This window comes from Mycolicibacter sinensis, assembly GCF_001673565.1.
Classification (GTDB): Bacteria; Actinomycetota; Actinomycetes; order Mycobacteriales; family Mycobacteriaceae; genus Mycobacterium; species Mycobacterium sinense_C.
Window position 1 is genome coordinate 17,238 of record NZ_LZMF01000026.1, and the last position, 18,041, is coordinate 35,278.

The following is an 18,041-nucleotide window of genomic DNA, read 5'->3' on the forward strand; positions in this document are numbered from 1 at the left end:
TACCTGACTCGCCAGTAACCAGCGAAGCTCACCGGGCAGGCACGCGGGCGGGCACACTGGCGGAGTATCCGCAGCTCGTGACCGCAAGGACGGAAGGCAGTCATGACCGATCCGATGGCCGATCCGGCCACGGTGTTCACCGCGTTGGCGAACATCGTGTACCAGTCTTCCAGCCTCGACGAGGTGTACGCGGCGATCTGCGCGGCGGCGACGCTGATGGTGCCCGGATGCGACCACGCGAGCGTGATGGTGCGCCGCGGCGACGGCTACGGCAACGCCGCGGCGAGCGACGCGGTGGCGGCCACGATCGACAAACTGGAGATAGCCGTCGGTGAGGGGCCCTGCCTGGATGCCATCGAGGACGAAGCAGCCCAGATCGACCCCGACCTGACTGCCGACAGCCAGTGGCCGGCGCTGGCCGCCCGGATCGTCGGCGAGACACCGGTGCGCGGCGCGATGGGATTCCGGCTGCTGGTTGAAGGCCGCAAGGCAGGTGCGCTGAACCTGTTCTCCGACACACCTGGCGCGTTCGACACCGCGGCCGCCGAAAGTGCGGTCGTCCTGGCCGCTTTCGCCACGATCGCGATCGGCGCGGCGGTCCGCGGCGAAGAGGTGGACACCCTGCAACGCGGGCTGGCCAGCAACCGGGAGATCGGCAAGGCGATCGGCATGCTGATGGTGCTCAACGACCTCTCCGAGCCAGAAGCCTTCAACCTGCTGCGCCGCATCTCCCAGGACACCAACATCAGGATCGCCGACATCGCCGCGGAAGTCGTCAAGCGGCGCGGCCGAGGGGAGTCAGCCCAATAGCCGCAGCGCGGCGTCGACGGCCAGCGCCGGCACATCGAGTGTCTTCGACGCCAGGTCGTGCCGGGCGCCGGTGATCTCGACGACCTGGTGCGGCGCCGGGACCAGCGCGGCGGCCGCCTGGATCTCGGCGGGCGTTCCGAAGGGATCCGAGGTGCCGTGGGTGAACACCGTGGGCACGCCGATATCGGGCAGATGTTCGGTGCGGGGGCGTTCGGGCTTGCCGGGCGGGTGCAGCGGGTAGGAGAACAACGCCAACAGGTCCACCGGGGCGCCCCCGGCCGCCACCACCATCGAGGTCTGCCGGCCGCCGTAGGAGTGCCCGCCGGCAATCAGCGGACCGCCGGCCAGACCGCGGGCATACCCGATCGCCGCGGTGATGCCGTCGCGGTCGCCGGCACCCGACCCCGACGGCGGGCCCTTGGGCCGGCGCCGCCGAAACGGCAGGTCGTAGCGGATCGCCAGGAAGCCGCGCCGCGCCCACTCGTCGCATAACCGTTGCAGCATGGGCGAATCCCGGTTGCCGCCGGCGCCGTGGGCCAGCAGCACCACCCCGTGCGGGGTGCCGCCGGGTTCGTGAGCGACGCCGGCGATCTCGTCGAGGATCACCGCGACAACCGGAACAGCGGAGAGACCGGACCGTGCCCGTGGCCCAGCGGGTAGGCGGCGCGCAGGCACTCGGTCACCCAGCGCTTGGCGAACGCCACCGCGTCGGGAACCGAAAACCCGTGGGCCAGAGCGCACGCGGTCGCCGCGGCGAGCGTGTCGCCGGCCCCGTGGTCGTCGCCAGTGGCCACCCGGGGGCCGGGGAGCTCCTGAAAGTGGTTGCCGTCGTACAACAGATCGGGGCTGTGCTGCGCCGACGGCAAGTGCCCGCCTTTGACCAGCACCCACCGCGGTCCCAGAGCGTGCAGCGCCCGGGCCGCCGCCCGCTGGGATTCGGCGTCGACCACCTCGATGCCGACCAGCAGCCGAACCTCGTGCAGGTTCGGTGTCACCAGGGTGGCCAGCGGAAACAGTGTGTCGCGCAGCGCATCCAGGGCCGATGTCGCCAGCAGTGCATCACCGTGCATGGACGCCGAAACCGGATCGACCACCAGCGGCACCGTCAGCCTGAGATCACGCCAGGTCGCGGCCACGCGTCCGATGATCTGCGCCGACGCCAGCATCCCGGTCTTGGCGGCCTGGATCCCGATGTCGGGCGCCACCGCTTCGATCTGGGCGGCGACGGTGGCGGTAGGCACCTCGTGAAAGCTCTTGACGCCCACCGTGTTCTGCACCGTCACCGCTGTGACCGCGACGCAGGCATGCACACCGAGCAGTGCGCAGGTGCGCATGTCGGCCTGAATGCCCGCGCCGCCACCGGAATCCGACCCGGCGATGGTGAGCACCCGCGCCGGGGTCGATCCGGGCGGGGCCAGCGGCAGGAACTCCACTAGGAGGAGATGGGCAGATACACCCGGTTGCCGTGGTCGGCGAACTCGGCGGACTTCTCGTCCATGCCCTTCTGGATCGCGGCGTCGATGTCCTCCTGGGTGTGCAACCCGTGTTCGTCCGCGTAGTCGCGCACGTCCTGGCTGATCCGCATCGAGCAGAACTTCGGCCCGCACATCGAGCAGAAGTGTGCGGACTTGGCCGGCTCGGCGGGCAGCGTCTCGTCGTGGTATTCGCGTGCGGTGTCCGGGTCCAGGGACAGGGCGAACTGGTCATACCAGCGGAACTCGAAGCGCGCCTTGGACAATGCGTTGTCGCGGTCCTGCGCGTGCGGGTGCCCCTTCGCCAGGTCGGCGGCGTGTGCGGCGATCTTGTAGGCGATCACGCCGTCCTTGACGTCCTTGCGGTCCGGCAGGCCCAGGTGCTCCTTGGGCGTCACGTAGCACAGCATCGCGGTGCCGGCCTGGGCGATGATCGCCGCCCCGATCGCCGAGGTGATGTGGTCGTAGGCCGGTGCGATGTCGGTGGCCAGCGGCCCGAGGGTGTAGAACGGCGCCTCGTCGCACCACTCCTCCTCCAAGCGCACGTTCTCGACGATCTTGTGCATCGGAACGTGGCCCGGGCCCTCGATCATCACTTGGGCGCCACGGGATTTGGCGATCTTGGTCAGCTCGCCCAGAGTGCGCAACTCGGCGAACTGGGCCTCGTCATTGGCGTCCGCGATCGAACCGGGCCGCAGCCCGTCGCCGAGCGAGAAGGTGACGTCATAGCTGGCCAGGATGTCGGCGAGCTCTTCGAAGTTGGTGTAGAGGAACGATTCCTGGTGCCGCGACAGGCACCACGACGCCATGATCGAGCCGCCGCGCGACACGATGCCGGTGACCCGCTTGGCGGTCAGCGGCACATAGCGCAACAGCACCCCGGCGTGCACGGTCATGTAGTCCACGCCCTGCTCGCACTGCTCGATCACGGTGTCGCGGTACAGCTCCCAGGTCAGCTTCGTCGGGTCGCCGTTGACCTTCTCCAGCGCCTGGTAGATCGGCACCGTGCCGACCGGCACCGGGGAGTTGCGCAGGATCCACTCCCGGGTCTCGTGGATGTCCTTGCCGGTCGACAGGTCCATGATGTTGTCGGCGCCCCAACGGGTCGCCCACACCATCTTGTCGACCTCTTCGCCGATCGAGCTGGTCACCGCGGAGTTGCCGATATTGGCGTTGATCTTCACCTTGAACGCCTTGCCGATGATCATCGGCTCCAGCTCGGGGTGGTTGTGGTTCGCGGGGATCACCGCGCGGCCCCGGGCCACTTCGTCGCGCACCAGCTCGGCGGGGAAACCCTCGCGGGCGGCGATGAACGCCATCTCGGCGGTGATCTCACCGGCCTGTGCGCGCTGAAGCTGGGTGCCGCGGTCGCGCACCACGCCGGGGCGGGCCGGCAGGCCGCGGTGCAGGTCGATCACCGCGTCGCTGTCGGTGTAGGGGCCGGACGTGTCGTAGAGGTCGAAGTGCTCGCCGTTGGTCAGATTCACCCGGCGGAACGGCACCTTCATCGCCACGCCACCGGGGGCTTCGATCTCGCGGTAGACCTTCTCGCTGTAGGGGATGGGCCCGGTGGTCACCTGCGGCTCGACGGCTACATCGGTCATGTTTGTTCCTCTCCCTTGCCGGCATTACCCGGTCAGGTTCGTACGGTCGACGGCCCCGGCCGTCCTCTCAGCGCACTGGTTGCGCTCCCGCGGTGTGGATTTCTGCACTGCCATTACTGCACTGCCACGCTATCGCAGCGCGGCAGCTGGCGTAAGGCGCTGACCAGGGTCCGTCAGACGCAGATTAGGCATCCGATCCTTTGCATAGCTAATATATGTGCCTTGGCTTAACGAAAGACGTGGTGACTTAGATGACGGCGCAGATCGAGAGGGCAGATCTCGATCCCGGCGCGGTCGCCACCGCCCGTCGCCGGCGGCGCTACGACCGCGACCACCCGCGCTACAAGTGGATCGCGCTGTCCAACACCACGCTGGGCGTGCTGCTGGCCACCATCAACGGCTCGATCGTGCTGATCTCGCTGCCGGCGATCTTCCGCGGCATCGGCCTGAACCCGCTGGACCCGGCGAACGTCAGCTACCTGCTGTGGATGCTGATGGGCTACCTGCTGGTCGGGGCGGTGCTGGTGGTCTTCTTCGGCCGGCTCGGCGACATGTTCGGCCGAGTTCGCATTTACAACGCCGGCTTCGTGGTGTTCACGGTCGCGGCGATCGCGCTGTCGATCGACCCGTTCGACCTGGGCCCCGGCGCGCAGTGGCTGATCGGCTGGCGCGTGGTGCAAGGAGTCGGCGGGGCGATGCTGTTCGCGTCGTCGTCGGCGATCCTCACCGATGCCTTCCCGGCCAATCAACGCGGCATGGCGCTGGGCGTCAACCAGGTGGCGGCGGTCGCCGGGTCCTTCGTCGGCCTGCTGCTCGGCGGGCTGCTCTCGGAATGGGATTGGCGGGCGGTGTTCTGGGCCGGCGTGCCGATCGGGGTGCTGGGCACCATCTGGTCGGTGCGCTCACTGCACGAACTCGGTGAGCGGGCACCGGCCAAGCTGGACTGGGCCGGCACCGTGACGCTGGGCCTGGGCCTGACCGTGCTGCTGACCGCGATCACCTACAGCATTCAGCCGCACGGGAATTCGCCCACCAGCTGGACCAGCCCCGCGGTGCTGGGCGCACTGGCGCTGGGGGTGGCGCTACTGGTGCTGTTCTGCGTCATCGAACTGCGGGTGGCCGCCCCGCTGCTCGATGTGCGGCTGTTTTTGATCCCGGCCTTCGGCATGGCCAACGTGGCGGGCCTGATGTCGGCGATCGGGCGCGGCGGGCTGCAGTTCATGCTGATCATCTGGCTGCAGGGCATCTGGTTGCCGTTGCACGGCTACAGCTTCGAATCCACCCCGCTGTGGTCGGGGATCTATCTGCTGCCGATGACGGCCGGGTTCCTGCTGGCCGGACCGGTGGCCGGGTCGCTGTCGGACCGGCACGGTGCCCGGCCGTTCGCGGTCGGCGGCATGGTGCTGATGGCGGCGACCTTCGTGGCACTGATGATGCTGCCGGTCGACTTCGACTATCGGATGTTCGCGGCGCTGGTGTTCCTCAACGGGCTGGGCGGCGGGATCTTCACCGCACCCAACAGCGCCGTGGTCATGTCCAGCGTCCCAGCCGATCAGCGCGGGGCGGCGTCGGGCGTGCGGGCCACGTTCTTCAACGCCGGCACGTCGCTGTCGATCGGCGTCTTCTTCTCGCTGATGGTGATCGGGCTGGCCAACACGCTGCCCGCGGCGATGGGCGCCGGGCTGCAGCAGCAGGGCGTGTCGGCCGCGGTGGCCGACCAGGTGGCCAACACGCCGCCGGTGGGCAGCCTGTTCGCGGCGTTTCTGGGCTACAACCCGATCGCCGAGTTGCTGGGACCCTCCGGCGCCCTGGACCATCCCGGCGTCGATGCCCAGGCGCTGACCGGACACAGCTTCTTCCCCCAGCTCATCTCCGGGCCGTTCCACACCGGGCTGGAGGTGGTGTTCGCCGCCGCCGCGGTGATGATGGTGCTCGGCGCGCTGACCTCCTGGCTGGCACCGGGGCGGTATGCGGTCGAGCCGGTGAACGTGTCGGACCGCACGGCGGCGTGAATGCTCGCCGTACAAGCGCATTCGGGCAGGTCAGGGGCGTCCGACACGCCCGACATTCAGGGAGTTGACCCGGGCTCGCGCGTGATGCACTATGGACCACGCAAGCACCTCGTTAGGTGAGGCGTCTGCACGGACACAGGCCACTGACCCCGAACGTCGAAAGACGCCCCGGGTCAGGACAGCTCCTCCCGGCTTAAGGGTTGAGCCCAAGTGGCTTCCAGAAATGGACACGCCGTGTAGTGCCGAAGCTCTGACGAGAGGGGTGCGGTCGTCCGACAATCGTCGGAGCTGCCTCCATGAGCATACGGTGAAACCGGCACGCCAGCGCGTGCCCGCGACCGAGAGGAGGTGAGGGACGAATGAGTTCCGGTGATAGTCCGAGCCGATATCTGACGTCTGTTCCGTCCCCATCCGAACGGTCGCATACCGCCTCCAGCTGAGCAAAAATCCTGAGCTCCTCGCTGGGCGCGTAGCACCGTTACGCGACTAGGAGGCCATCATCATGGTTGCAATCGCTTACACCGACATCACGGCTCCGGCCCCGCGCGCCATCAGCACGCCGACCAAGCTGGACGCCCGCCGGAGCGCGCCCGCCGCGCCTGCCTCAGACCCGGTGGTCGACATGGCCACCCGGTTGCTCAGCGGTCCGCTGAACCAGATGTACGCACTCCTGTGGCGCGTCGGTGTGCTGACCGTCAACAACTGAGGTCGCTCTAGACGTCCTCGAGGGCCTCGCCGAGTTGCTCGAGTACCTCGCTGCGGTGGTTGCTGGCCAGAATGTGGCCGGCAGCCACCGCAACGGCAACCGGCCAGTCGATGATCTCGAAGGCGGCCAGCAGCGCCAGCCCCCCGTAGTAGGCCAGCTGCTCGGGACGCGGCACCGTCACCTTTCCGACCAGCGGCAACTCGACCGCGAAACCCTCCGCCTCGCGGATATGGGCCACCGCTTCTTTTTGAGAAGTGCTGCGCCGCGGCTTGTCCGCCATCATGAGCCTCCTGGTGGCGACGGGTCGCCGGATGATCGGGCCGCGGCCGTTCCGCGACGAGAGCCGGTGTCCCCATTGTGCACAAGCCGCAGGTGCGGCGCGGGGCGGCCGTTGGACACCGCGGTGCCGTCGGGCCGGCGCGGCCCCGGAACGATGAACTCGGTGGGCTTGTCCGCGATGTCCTGCCACCCGGACACCAGCTTGGGCACCACGGCCGCGCCGACGGTGGCGACCGTCGCCGTACCCAACGCCTGGGCCCAACCCAGCGGGCCCAGCGGGGTGCAGCCCAGCAGCTGACTGACACCGGGAATGGTGATCAACGTTCCCATCGCGCCGAGCGATCCGACCGCGGTGAGCACCACCAGCGGGTCGTGGGAGTCCAGCAGCGTCTGGCCGAGCTGGGCGGCCACCAGCGACACCAGGGCGACGGTCGACGCCCGCTGCTGACGCCCGGTGACCGACGCCAGTGCCCAGGCGCCGACCGCCGACGACGCCGTGGTCACGCCGCGCACGGCGACCGCGCGCCACAGCGCGTCGGGATCCGGCCCACGAGCCGCCGACGCGGCGGAGTCACTGAGCTCGCTGACCGCCAGCGCGGTGGCCGGCAGCGCATCGGTGAGCATGTTCACCAGCAGCAGCTGGCGGGCATTCAGCGGCGAGCGGCCGGTGATCGCACTGCCGATGATCGCGAACGCCACCTCGCCGGCGTTGCCGCCCAACAGCACCGCCACCGCTGCCTGCACCCGCTGCCACAGTTCGCGGCCCTCGTCCAGGGCGTCCACCAGCGCATGCACCCGACCGCCGACCAGCACCACGTCCGCCGCGGTGCTCGCCGATTCGCTGCCGTGCGCGACGACGGCGAGGCCCACGGTGGCCGCCCGGATCGCGGCCGCGTCATTGGCGCCGTCGCCGACCATCGCCGACACCTTGCCGGTGCGCTCCAGGGTCTGGACCACCTGAACCTTGTTCTCCGGCGACATTCGGGCGAATACCACCTTCTCGGTCACCGCATGCTCTTGGCCCTTGCGCGACAACCCATCCCAGTCGGCGCCGCTGATCACCTGGTCGGCGCTGACGGCCAGGCCCATCTCCCGGGCGATCGCGGTCGCGGTGACCGGGTGGTCGCCGGTGATCAGCCGCACCGGGATCCCGCGGCGGTCCAGCTCGGCCAACAGCTCGGCGGCTTCCGGGCGCGGGGTGTCGGCGATACCCAGCAGGCCGACGAACGTCAGTCCGGCACCACAGTATTCGGCGATGTCCTCCGGATCCGGGTCCTCGCCGAGGGCCGCCACCTGTTCGGGGCCGAGGCGCCGGCGGGCGACCGCGATCACCCGCAGGCCTTCGCCGGCCATCTCCAGCACCGTTCGGCGGATCGCCGGGTCCCCGCCGCAGGCGGGGCCGACCACCTCGGGGGCACCCTTGACCGACAGCTCGGCGCCGTCGACCGACGCCGAGTAACTGCGGCCGGACCGGAACGGCAGGTGGGCGACTTCCCCGCGATCGGTATCGACCACTTCGGCGGCCACCGCGGCCTCGACGATGGCGGCGTCGGTGGCGTGCACCTGCCGGCCGTTGGTCGCCGGCGCGGCCTGCGCGGCGAACGTCAACACCTGGTCGGGCGAGTAACCCGGCGCGGGTTTCACCTCGGTCACCCGCAGCCGGTTCTGGCTCAGTGTCCCGGTCTTGTCGAAGCACACCACGTCGACGCGGCCGAGCGCCTCCACCGAACGCGGAACCCGCACCAGGACACCGGATTTGGTCAATCGGCGAGCCGACGCCTGCTGCGCCAGGGTCGCCACCAGGGGCAGTCCTTCCGGGATCGCCGCGACGGCGATCGCGATGCCGGAGGCCACCGACTGGCGCAGCCCGGTGCGCCGGAGCATGCCCAGCCCGGTCACCAGCGCACCGCCGGCCAGGCTGATCCGCCACGCCCTGCTGGTCAGCAGGCTCAACTGGTGCTGCAGGCCGACCGCCGACTGCTCACCGGCGACCAGGTCGGCGGCCCGGCGACTGTAGGTGTCAGCGCCGGCCGCGGTCACCAGCGCCAGCGCCGTGCCGGTGATGACGGTGGTGCCGGCGTAGACCATGCACTCGCGTTCCGCCAGATCCGCGCCCGGAGTCGCCTCGACCTGCTTGACCACCGACAGGGATTCGCCGGTCAGCGAGGACTCGTCGACTTCCAGGTCGTCCGCGTCGATCAGCCGCCCGTCGGCGGGCACCACCTCGTGGGACCGCACCTCGATCAGCTCACCGGGACGCAGATCTTCGGCGACCACGTCGCAGTAGGTCCGGTCGTCGGCCGTGGCGCCCAGGATCACCTTGCGGGCCGGTGCCACCTGCTCATTGAGCAGGACATTGAGTCGGCGTTCGGCCACCAGTCGCTGCGCGGCGGCCAGCACCGCGTTGCCGCTGACCACCGAGCCGACCAGGATCGCGTCGACCGGTGAGCCCAGCACCGCGCTGGCCGCGGCCCCCAGCGCCAGCACCGGGGTGATCGGGTCGGACAGTTCACTGCGGACCGCCTGGGCGAACTGCCAGAACAGTTTCGGCGGCGCGGTGCGCTGGGCGCCGCGGCGGGCCAGATCGACGGCCGCCAGTGCGGCCGCGGCGGCGGGTGCGTGGTGGGTCTCGGCCGGCATCTCCTGGTCCGGCGGCGGGAGCACCGCCCGCACCTGTTCGATCGACATGGCGTGCCACTCGTGCACCGCAGCCGGACGCGGCATCGCGGCGTCCACCGCGCGCCGGGCCAGCCAGTAACCCGAAAGCGCGCCGGCCGCCGCACCGGTGGTCACCGGACCGGGACCGCGGCCACGCACCCCGGGAAGCATCAGCAGTGCGCCCAATGTCGAAGCGCCGGTGGCGATCTCGACACCACGGCGGCTGGCGGACCGGGCCGCGGGCAACGCGTGCAGCATCCGCCACGCCGCGGCCAGGTCGGTCAGCAACACGTCGGCGCACCACGGCGGGCTGCCCTGCCCCGGCAGCATGCCCAGTGCCACGTCGGCCGCCGCGAGCGCGTCGACGGCGGCCGTCGAGAGCACCGCGACGTCGTGACCGTCGGCTTGGTAGGCGGTCACCGCGGCGGCCAGCGCCTCATCGATCGATGCGCCGTCCAGCGGACGGATCTCATCGAAGATCGGCCGCAGCTCGCCGAGCGCCTCGACCTCGACCGAGATCACCTCGACGTCGGCGTGCCGGGCCTCGGTGACCACCGCGGCGGCCAGCGGCAGCAGCGCGGGCTGGAACGACGCCCGCACGCCGGGGCGCGGACCGATCCGGTGCCAGCCCGGGGTGAGTTCGGGATCGCCCAGCCGGGCCAGGGCCTGCGCCCACACGGCGCGCAGCTCGTCGTCGTCGGCGCCGCGCACCTGCATCACCCGCAGGTTCTCGCCGCAGAGCACCCGGGGGTCGATGATCACGGTGTCGATGCGGTCGAGCTCACGCAGGCTGCCCGGGCGCAGCACCACCACGCCGTGCTGGTCGGCCAGACCGCGGCCCAGGGTCGCGGCGAACGACTCGCGCGCGGTGCGGGTGCCCTTCGGGGCGGTCACCGCGGCAGCGGTGCCGGCCAGGTCGGGACTGCGCGTCACCGCGCCGATCACGCCGGCCCCGACGGCTTGGGCAACGGCGCTGCGGGTCAGATGGCGTTCGACCGGACCCGGCGGCCGCGGCACCGGCCGCGGCGGGATGGCCACCGGCGGATGGTCGGCGTAGTCGGCGAGCTCGGGCTCGCGGCGGCGCCAGGCCCGCGCCGCTGCGAGTTCCTCCCCGGCGCGCATCGCCTCCATCGACAGATCCACCGCCAGCGCGGTGGGTGCCTGGTTGAGGGTGTGCACGCCCGCACCGGCCAGCGACAGCAGGGCGTCGGTGGCCTGCTTGCCGAGGCTGTCCTCGAGCAGTCGGCGTAGCCGCGGCTGGTAGTCGACGACGATGACCCCGGCTTCCAGGCCCAGCGGCAGCACCGGCAACCGCAGCAGCCGGCCGACCGTCGCCAAACCCAAACCGGCGACGTTGGCGCCGACGGTCAACGCGCGCAGCGCCTGCGTCATGCCGTCACCGGGCAGGCTCGCCGGCGGGCGGCCGCGGTGGGCCAGCCGACGGTACTGGTTTTCGATGTCGGCGACGACCCGGCACAGCTCGCGCAACGACACCACGTCGTTGCCGCCGGACGAGTCCAGGCCGACGACCAGCCGGGACAGCGGGTGGTTCAACCGGACCGAGGTGACCCCGGGCAGCGCGCGCGCCGCGCTGAGCACGGCGGTCGCCAGCTCGGCTCCGTCGGCTCCGTCGAGCCCGCGCACCTCGACCCAGGCCCGCTGCTCGCCGCGGAAGCACCGCCGGGACAGCGACCACCCGGCCTCGCCGTTGGGAATGACCGCTCCGGCTATGCCGGTCGCGGTCTGCACCGACGCATCGATCAGCGTGGAGGTGAGTTGGACACCGAAATTCGCCGCACGCAGCGGAAGAGAGTGCCTGATGGCACGGCCTAAATCCACTCCGCCCCGCTCAGTGGCGCGCGCGAGCGCTGCCGCCGCCGGTGCGCGACTGCCGTGCCGTGGTCTTCTTAGCCTGCGAACCGCTGCGCCGCGGGGCCGACGAGCCCGCCGGCTTCCCCGACTTCACCGACTTCAACGGCCGTGCCGCAGCGGAGGGAGCCTTCGCCGAGGGCTTCGAGGGTGCCGCTGTCGAGGCCTTGGTGTTCTGGGCCTTGCTGTTCTCGGAGCGGCCGTTGAGCTGCTTGAGCACCAGCGCGGTGCCGCCTACTGCCACCAGTACCGGCCACTCGATCAACCCCGAGACGCCCAGAGCGCCCAGGGTCAGTGCGGCCGCCGGGGTGGAGTGGCTGCCGGTGCTGAGCCCGCGTTGCGCACCGCTGGCCGCGCCTTTCACTCCGCCGATCACCCCGTTGAGCGCGGCCCCGCCGATCGCACCGGCCGCCTCAGTGGTCATGGTCGCCGCGCGGGTTGCCGCCCCGGCCACCTTCCGTACCGTCCCTGCGACGGCGTTCATGGTTATTCCCTGCCCTTCAAATGAGCAAATTGGTTAACCCGATCCATCCTAAGCGAAATTCGGCGACCACCGCGAAATCCACAAGGAATTCATATAACTGCGGGCGGTCACGGCCGTTGAATGTCCACCAGTACCGGCGCGTGGTCGCTGGGCGACTTGCCCTTGCGTTCCTCCCGGACGATCTCGGCGTGCGAGACCCGGGTCGCCAGCGCGGGGGAGCCCAGGATGAAATCGATGCGCATGCCCTGCTTCTTGGGGAACCGCAGCTGGGTGTAATCCCAGTAGGTATAGACGCCCGGGCCGGGGGCGAACGGCCGCACCACATCGAGGTATTGCGCCTCGGACAGCGCCCGAAACGCCCGGCGCTCCGGCTCGGAGACGTGCGTCGCGCCGTTGAAGAACTCCATGCTCCACACGTCGTCGTCCTGCGGGGCGATGTTCCAGTCGCCGACCAGCGCGATCGGCGCCGACGGGTCGTCGGCCAACCAGCCTTCGGCGGTATCGCGCAACGCGGCAAGCCATTCCAGCTTGTAGGTGTAATGCGGGTCGTTCAGCGCGCGACCGTTGGGCACATACAGGCTCCACACCCGCACCCCGGCGCAGGTGGCGCCCAGCGCGCGCGCCTCCACGGCCGGATCGGCCTCCGGCTTGGCCCAGACCGGCTGGCCGGGGAATCCGACCTCCACGTCGTCCAGACCGACCCGGGACGCGATCGCCACCCCGTTCCACTGGTTGAGGCCCACATGGGCCACCTCGTAGCCCAGTTCGTGAAACGGCAGCGTGGGGAACTGCGCGTCGGTGCACTTGGTCTCCTGCATGGCCAGCACGTCGACGTCGGCACGGGCCAGCCAGTCGGTCACCCGGTCCACCCGGGTGCGGATGGAGTTGACGTTCCAGGTGGCCAGTCGCAGTGCAGTCACGTGGTCACCCTAGATCGACGGCATTGAGGTAGCGGGTGCGGTGCTGACCGGCGAATCCGATCGCCTCGAAGAACGCGAACACGGCAGTGTCGCCGCTTGGCACCTGGGCGTAGCCGCGGGTCGCGCCGCGGTCGGTCCCCCAGGCCTGTAGGGCAGTGCAGATGGCCCGGCCGTGGCCCTGCCGGCGCGCGTCCTCGGCCACCCGCAGGGCGGTCACCCCCAACCAGCGGGTGCCGTCCGGGGCCTCGGTGACCGCGCCGCGCCCGACCGCCACCCCGGGTGTGCAGGCGAACATCAGCTCACCGTCGACCACCGCGGTCAGCGGCCCCACCGAGTCCTCGGCCGGCCAGTCCGGGCCGGGCCGGTCGGTCAGCGTCACCTGCTCGGTCAACGTCCCGGCGGTCAACTCGCGCACCAGGGTGCGGGTCTCCAGCCGCGCGGGGATGTCCTCCGGCAGTCGCAGCAGCCGCTCCGGGACCGCCAGGGTCGGTTCCAGATCCCGTCGGGCATACCAGTCGATGATCTCCGGGATGGTGCTGGTGTGGGCGAACATGTCCAGGGGCACAGCAGAATTCGTGGCCAAGTCGGCACCGGGCCCGGCCCGCAGCAGCCAGCCGTCGAGCCACTGGTGCTCGCTGCCAGGCCAGGCCAGGGCGGCGGCGTGCTCGACGGATCGGATCGCCGAATTCTTCACCGGCCGATCGGTCAGCCGGCGCACATAGAGCACGTCGGCGTGCCGGCACTCGTGGATCACCCCGTCCGCGGAACGGATCCGCACCAGCGGCCCGGCTTCGACGAGATGGCCCACCACGTCGCCCATCGACGGCTGCGAGCCGGGGGGACGCAGGTAGCGCAGGCTCACCCGGACGCCGACCTCCGGCAGTTCCGCAGGCGGTTCGGGCGGCGGGCTCATCGCGGGTTCGTCAGTGGCCGAACGGATCCGGCACATCCCCGGGCATCCAGGACAGGCCCGGCACCCCCCAGCCGTTGGCTTTCACCGTCCGCTTCGCCGCGCGGGCGTGCCGGCCCACCAGCATGTCCAGATACAGCAGGCCGTCCAAGTGCCCGGTCTCGTGCTGCAGCATCCGGGCGAACAATCCGGTGCCCTCCAGCGTGACCGGGTTGCCGTCGGCGTCCAGGCCGGTGACCCGCGCCCACTCCGCCCGGCCGGTGGGAAACGATTCACCGGGCACCGACAGGCAGCCTTCGTCGTCGTTGTCCGGGTCGGGCATGGTCTCGGGACGCTCGGAGGTCTCCAGCACCGGGTTGACCACCACGCCGCGGCGCCGGGTGGTCGAGCGGCGGTCGTCGGCGCAGTCGTAGACGAACACCCGCAGCCCCACCCCGACCTGATTGGCGGCCAGTCCCACCCCGTTGGCGGCGTCCATGGTCGCGTACATCGTGTCGATCAACTCGGCCAGGTCGGCTGGCAGCGAGCCGTCTTCGGCGACGGCCACCGGAGTGGTCGGGGTGTGCAGGACGGGATCGCCCACAATGCGGATGGGTACGACGGCCATGACCGAAAAGTTTAGGTGGGCGGTTTAGCGAGGCTCGACGGAGGAGAGGCGAAGCTGGAACCGCCGGGTTGGTGGGCGGTTTAGCGAGGCTCGACGGAGGAGAGGCGAAGCTGGAACCGCCGGGTTGGTGGCCCCCACCGATCCGGTGCAGCGGCCACGGCGACTCGCGGGACGGGCTCCCGGTTCCGCACCACCTGCCGTGATTCAATAATCGCGCAGAACACGCCGCCGAAAAGCAACGAACGTTCAGCACAAAACTTTCCGGAAGGGTCCAGGAAACGATATGGACGGCGCCATGGCGCAAGCGAATCGCTCAGGGGACGATTCGGAGCCCACCGACGGCCTGAGTCGCCGCGAACATGACATCTTGTCCTTCGAACGGGACTGGTGGAAGTACGCCGGCGCCAAGGAAGAGGCCATCAAGGAGCGGTTCGCGCTGTCGGCGACCCGCTACTACCAGGTGCTCAACGCCCTCGTTGACCGGCCGGAAGCACTGGCCGCCGACCCGATGCTGGTCAAGCGGTTGCGCAGGCTGCGGTCCAGCCGGCAGAAGGCGCGCGCGGCCCGGCGTCTCGGTTTCGATATCACCTGACGCGCCTGATCAGCGGGAACCCTTGATAGCTGGGCGTTTATCGGTTATGACCCGCACCTGGATACAGTGGACGCAATGAACGACCACGTTCCCGACTCGTCTCGACTCCCGCTGCGGGCCATGGTGATGGTGCTGCTGTTCTTGGGCACCATCTTTCTGCTGGTCGGGTTCCAGGCACTCGGGTCGTCGGGCAATGACGACGACACCGGCCATTCGCCGACCTCGAAGCCGGCGGCCACCAGTTCGGCGGTCGCCAAGCCCGAGCATCCCGCGCACAAGTCCGACGTGCGGGTCTACAACATCTCCGAGCAGGCCGGACTGGCCGGGCACACCGCCGACCAGCTGCGCGAAGCCGGCTGGAACGTGACCGACGTCGGCAACCTCGAGCTGCCCGAGGTCACCGGGACCACCGTCTACTTCGGCGACGCTCCCGGGGAGCACGACTCGGCCACCGCGGTGGCCGGGGTGCTGCACGCTGCGGTGGAGCCGCGCATCCCCGACGTCGCCGAGCAGCCACCGGGCGTCATTGTGGTGGTCGCGGGTTAAGCTCCTCGCATGGTCACAGGTCACCGCAGAGTTCTCGCCGCCGCTGTCTTCGCCACCCCGCTTGTGATGGTGGCCGCATGCAGTCCCAACGAGCCACCGTCGGACGTGCCGGGCACCACGCCGGCCATCTGGACCGGGTCGCCGGCGCCGTCCGGCCACGCGAGCGAGCCGGGCGAGCAGGGCGCCTCCAACAACAACCTCGTCGCGCATCTGGCGACCCCCGACGGCGGTCAGGTCGCCACCGCGACGTTCGAGTTCAGCACGGCCGGCGGTAAGGAATTCGCCACCGTCACCGTGCAGACCACCAACCCCGGCGTGCTGACGCCCGGCTTCCACGGCATGCACATCCACGGGGTGGGCAAGTGCGAAGCCGACTCGGTTCCGCCCGGCGGCGGGGCGCCCGGCGCCTTCCTGTCGGCCGGTGGGCATTTCCAGGCTCCCGGCCACAGCGAGCACCCGCAAAGCGGTGACCTGACCTCGCTGCAGGTGCGCTCCGACGGCAGCGCGCTGCTGGTCACCACCACCGACGCGTTCACCCGCGACGAGCTGCTGGCCGGCGAGAAGACCGCCTTGATCATCCACGCGGACGACGACAACTTCGCCAACATCCCGGCGGACCGCTACACCCAGGTCAACGGCACTCCCGGCCCGGACCAGACCACGCTGACCACCGGAGACGCCGGCAAGCGGGTTGCGTGTGGTGTCATCGGCACCGGATAACCCGTTGCACACCTGGGCTTCCTCGCGGTCTGAAGCCCGGATCGAGTTCGCGCACTGCGCCCGGCCCACCCTCGGGGTGGAATGGGAGTTCGCCCTTGTCGACGCCCAGACCCGCGACCTGAGCAACGAGGCCAGTGCCGTGCTGGCCGAAATCGGCGAGAACCCGCGGGTGCACAACGAATTGCTGCGCAACACCGTCGAACTCGTCACCGGCATCTGTGCCGACACCGGTGAGGCGATGGACGACCTGCGCCAGACGCTGGCCGCCACCCAGCCCATCGTGCACGACCGGGGGATGGAACTGTTCGGTGCCGGCACCCACCCGTTCGCGCAGTGGTCGGCGCAGAAACTGACCGACGCTCCGCGCTACGCCGAGCTGATCAAACGCACCCAGTGGTGGGGTCGGCAGATGATGATCTGGGGAGTGCACGTACACGTCGGCATCTCCTCGGCCCGCAAGGTCATGCCGATCATCTCCTCACTGCTCAACTACTACCCGCACCTGCTGGCGCTCTCGGCGTCGTCGCCGTGGTGGGCCGGTGAGGACACCGGTTACGCCAGCAACCGGGCGATGATGTTCCAGCAGCTGCCAACGGCGGGGCTGCCGTTTCAGTTCCAGACCTGGCCCGAGTTCGAAGGCTTCGTCTATGACCAGAAGAAGACCGGGATCATCGACGACACCAGCGAGATCCGTTGGGACATCAGGCCGTCCCCGCGTCTGGGCACCATCGAGGTGCGGGTCTGCGACGGGGTGTCCAATCTTCGCGAATTGGGCGCGCTGGTGGCGCTGACCCACTGCCTGATCGTCGATCTGGACCGGCGGCTGGACGCCGACCAGTTCCTGCCCACCATGCCGCCGTGGCACGTGCAGGAGAACAAGTGGCGCGCGGCCCGTTACGGCCTGGACGCCGAGATCATCCTCGACGCCGACAGCAACGAGCGCTTGGTCACCGAGGACCTCGACGATCTGCTCAACCGGCTGGAGCCGATCGCCGCGCGACTGAACTGCGCCGACGAGCTCGCCTCCGTTGCCGACATCTACCGGACGGGCGCGTCGTACCAGCGCCAGCGCCGGGTCGCCGAGGAGCACGACGGCGACCTGCGCGCGGTCGTCGATGCGCTGGTCGCCGAGCTGGATGTCAACTGAGGGGTCGGCTGATGGAGCTGCCGATGTTCCCGCTGGAATGGGTGCTGCTGCCCGGTGAGGAACTGTCGCTGCGGATCTTCGAGCTGCGCTACACGGTGCTGGTCGGCGACCTGATGCGCAGCGGCGACCCCCGTTTCGGGGTGGTGCTGATCGCCCGCGGCCGCGAGGTGGGCGGGGGTGAGCAGCGCAACGACGTCGGCGCGATGGCTGCCATCACGCACTGCGCCGAGCTCGGTGGCGGCCGTTATGCGTTGCGGTGCCTGACCGGGGAGCGTATCCGGGTGCGCGAGTGGCTCGCCGACGACCCGTATCCGCGCGCGATCGCCGAGGTGTGGCCCGACGATGAGGCAGAAGCGGTGAGCGACAGTCAGTTCCGCGAGCTGGAAGACCGGATCGTCGCGCTGCACAAGCGGATGGCGATGGCGCGCCGCCGGTGGGTCATGCCGGGGCGCAACTCCATGCTGGGCGGCCGCCGGCTGCGCTCGCTGGATCCGGTGCAGCGACTGTACTCGCTGGCCTGCCGGGTCCCGATGGGCGAGGCCGACCGCTACGCGGTGCTGGCTGCGCCCACGCTCTCCGACCGGATGGCGGTGCTGCGCGAGGCGATCGAGACGGTCGCGGCCCGCGTCGAATTCGATATCCCTCGTTGACTCTGCGTCCACCAGGCAGAAGTGCGAGTGAGGTGTCTGGTGGACGCAGAGTCAA

17 protein-coding genes and 2 riboswitches are annotated in these 18,041 nt (G+C 70.0%); of the genes, 8 read left to right on the plus strand and 9 right to left on the minus strand.

Annotated features, from left to right (window positions below):
* The first annotated feature begins 102 nt into the window (after positions 1-102).
* Positions 103-810: a GAF and ANTAR domain-containing protein gene (locus tag A5648_RS04425; protein WP_065023375.1), complete on the plus strand. Its 708-nt coding sequence runs from the start codon at positions 103-105 to the stop codon at positions 808-810.
* On the opposite strand, the gene A5648_RS04430 is transcribed toward A5648_RS04425, so the two are convergent.
* The 3 genes from A5648_RS04430 to thiC all read right to left on the minus strand — a co-directional run bounded on the left by A5648_RS04430 (position 799) and on the right by thiC (position 3,886).
* A complete protein-coding gene (locus tag A5648_RS04430; RefSeq protein WP_065023376.1) occupies positions 799-1,416 on the minus strand; it encodes an alpha/beta hydrolase family protein in 618 nt (205 codons plus the stop codon). The two genes, A5648_RS04425 and A5648_RS04430, sit on opposite strands and share 12 nt — an antisense overlap.
* Entirely contained in the window at positions 1,413-2,243 is an 831-nt protein-coding gene (thiD, locus tag A5648_RS04435) for a bifunctional hydroxymethylpyrimidine kinase/phosphomethylpyrimidine kinase (RefSeq protein WP_065023377.1), read from the minus strand. The genes A5648_RS04430 and thiD overlap by 4 nt, the downstream gene beginning before the upstream one ends.
* On the minus strand, positions 2,243-3,886 hold the full coding sequence (gene thiC, locus A5648_RS04440; RefSeq protein WP_065023378.1) for a phosphomethylpyrimidine synthase ThiC: 1,644 nt from the start codon (positions 3,884-3,886) through the stop codon (positions 2,243-2,245). Before thiC ends, thiD begins: the two co-directional genes overlap by 1 nt.
* Positions 3,881-3,987, minus strand: a riboswitch (TPP riboswitch). It overlaps the preceding gene by 6 nt.
* 150 nt (positions 3,988-4,137) lie before the next feature.
* Between thiC and A5648_RS04445 the strand changes: the two genes are divergently transcribed.
* Positions 4,138-5,898: an MFS transporter gene (locus A5648_RS04445; protein WP_065023379.1), complete on the plus strand. Its 1,761-nt coding sequence runs from the start codon at positions 4,138-4,140 to the stop codon at positions 5,896-5,898.
* Between the two features lie 101 nt (positions 5,899-5,999).
* Positions 6,000-6,167: riboswitch (M-box (ykoK) riboswitch) on the plus strand.
* A 233-nt stretch (positions 6,168-6,400) separates the two neighbouring features.
* Entirely contained in the window at positions 6,401-6,604 is a 204-nt protein-coding gene (locus A5648_RS04450; protein ID WP_065023380.1) for an Rv1535 family protein, read from the plus strand.
* Between the two features lie 7 nt (positions 6,605-6,611).
* On the opposite strand, the gene A5648_RS04455 is transcribed toward A5648_RS04450, so the two are convergent.
* The 6 genes from A5648_RS04455 to A5648_RS04480 all read right to left on the minus strand — a co-directional run bounded on the left by A5648_RS04455 (position 6,612) and on the right by A5648_RS04480 (position 14,331).
* Positions 6,612-6,887, minus strand: a complete 276-nt coding sequence (locus A5648_RS04455; protein ID WP_065023381.1) for a hypothetical protein — start codon at positions 6,885-6,887, stop codon at positions 6,612-6,614.
* Positions 6,884-11,380, minus strand: a complete 4,497-nt coding sequence (locus A5648_RS04460) for a cation-translocating P-type ATPase (protein ID WP_082966320.1) — start codon at positions 11,378-11,380, stop codon at positions 6,884-6,886. The genes A5648_RS04455 and A5648_RS04460 overlap by 4 nt, the downstream gene beginning before the upstream one ends.
* A gap of 10 nt (positions 11,381-11,390) precedes the next feature.
* Positions 11,391-11,894, minus strand: coding sequence for a hypothetical protein (locus A5648_RS04465; RefSeq protein ID WP_065023382.1), 504 nt, complete (start codon positions 11,892-11,894; stop codon positions 11,391-11,393).
* A gap of 107 nt (positions 11,895-12,001) precedes the next feature.
* Positions 12,002-12,805: an exodeoxyribonuclease III gene (locus tag A5648_RS04470; RefSeq protein WP_065023423.1), complete on the minus strand. Its 804-nt coding sequence runs from the start codon at positions 12,803-12,805 to the stop codon at positions 12,002-12,004.
* Positions 12,806-12,818: 13 nt separating this feature from the next.
* Positions 12,819-13,727 carry an N-acetylglutamate synthase, CG3035 family gene (locus A5648_RS04475; protein WP_065023383.1) on the minus strand — a complete coding sequence of 303 codons (909 nt, stop codon included), beginning with the start codon at positions 13,725-13,727 and terminating at the stop codon, positions 12,819-12,821.
* A 10-nt stretch (positions 13,728-13,737) separates the two neighbouring features.
* Positions 13,738-14,331 (minus strand): peptide deformylase, encoded by a 594-nt coding sequence (locus A5648_RS04480; protein ID WP_065023384.1) that lies wholly within the window; start codon positions 14,329-14,331, stop codon positions 13,738-13,740.
* 283 nt (positions 14,332-14,614) lie between these two features.
* Between A5648_RS04480 and A5648_RS04485 the strand changes: the two genes are divergently transcribed.
* From A5648_RS04485 to A5648_RS04505, 5 genes are all read left to right on the plus strand, one after another.
* Entirely contained in the window at positions 14,615-14,923 is a 309-nt protein-coding gene (locus tag A5648_RS04485) for a DUF3263 domain-containing protein (protein WP_024440118.1), read from the plus strand.
* A 75-nt stretch (positions 14,924-14,998) separates the two neighbouring features.
* Positions 14,999-15,469 carry a LytR C-terminal domain-containing protein gene (locus tag A5648_RS04490; protein ID WP_065023385.1) on the plus strand — a complete coding sequence of 157 codons (471 nt, stop codon included), beginning with the start codon at positions 14,999-15,001 and terminating at the stop codon, positions 15,467-15,469.
* A gap of 9 nt (positions 15,470-15,478) precedes the next feature.
* Positions 15,479-16,189 carry a superoxide dismutase[Cu-Zn] gene (gene sodC / locus A5648_RS04495; RefSeq protein WP_065023386.1) on the plus strand — a complete coding sequence of 237 codons (711 nt, stop codon included), beginning with the start codon at positions 15,479-15,481 and terminating at the stop codon, positions 16,187-16,189.
* A gap of 4 nt (positions 16,190-16,193) precedes the next feature.
* Complete coding sequence (locus tag A5648_RS04500) at positions 16,194-17,336, plus strand: glutamate--cysteine ligase (protein ID WP_065023387.1); 1,143 nt, start codon at positions 16,194-16,196, stop codon at positions 17,334-17,336.
* A gap of 11 nt (positions 17,337-17,347) precedes the next feature.
* Entirely contained in the window at positions 17,348-17,986 is a 639-nt protein-coding gene (locus A5648_RS04505; protein ID WP_065023388.1) for an LON peptidase substrate-binding domain-containing protein, read from the plus strand.
* Positions 17,987-18,041 lie beyond the last annotated feature (55 nt).

Bases quoted from the DNA above. Each gene is read 5' to 3' on its own strand.
- A5648_RS04475 (WP_065023383.1), bottom strand. From the start codon at position 13,727: ATGAGCCCGCCGCCCGAACCGCCTGCGGAACTGCCGGAGGTCGGCGTC.
- A5648_RS04445 (WP_065023379.1), top strand. From the start codon at position 4,138: ATGACGGCGCAGATCGAGAGGGCAGATCTCGATCCCGGCGCGGTCGCC.
- A5648_RS04480 (WP_065023384.1), bottom strand. From the start codon at position 14,331: ATGGCCGTCGTACCCATCCGCATTGTGGGCGATCCCGTCCTGCACACC.
- A5648_RS04425 (WP_065023375.1), top strand. From the start codon at position 103: ATGACCGATCCGATGGCCGATCCGGCCACGGTGTTCACCGCGTTGGCG.
- A5648_RS04450 (WP_065023380.1), top strand. From the start codon at position 6,401: ATGGTTGCAATCGCTTACACCGACATCACGGCTCCGGCCCCGCGCGCC.
- A5648_RS04455 (WP_065023381.1), bottom strand. From the start codon at position 6,887: ATGATGGCGGACAAGCCGCGGCGCAGCACTTCTCAAAAAGAAGCGGTG.
- A5648_RS04465 (WP_065023382.1), bottom strand. From the start codon at position 11,894: ATGAACGCCGTCGCAGGGACGGTACGGAAGGTGGCCGGGGCGGCAACC.
- A5648_RS04485 (WP_024440118.1), top strand. From the start codon at position 14,615: ATGGACGGCGCCATGGCGCAAGCGAATCGCTCAGGGGACGATTCGGAG.
- thiC (WP_065023378.1), bottom strand. From the start codon at position 3,886: ATGACCGATGTAGCCGTCGAGCCGCAGGTGACCACCGGGCCCATCCCC.
- A5648_RS04505 (WP_065023388.1), top strand. From the start codon at position 17,348: ATGGAGCTGCCGATGTTCCCGCTGGAATGGGTGCTGCTGCCCGGTGAG.
- A5648_RS04490 (WP_065023385.1), top strand. From the start codon at position 14,999: ATGAACGACCACGTTCCCGACTCGTCTCGACTCCCGCTGCGGGCCATG.
- sodC (WP_065023386.1), top strand. From the start codon at position 15,479: ATGGTCACAGGTCACCGCAGAGTTCTCGCCGCCGCTGTCTTCGCCACC.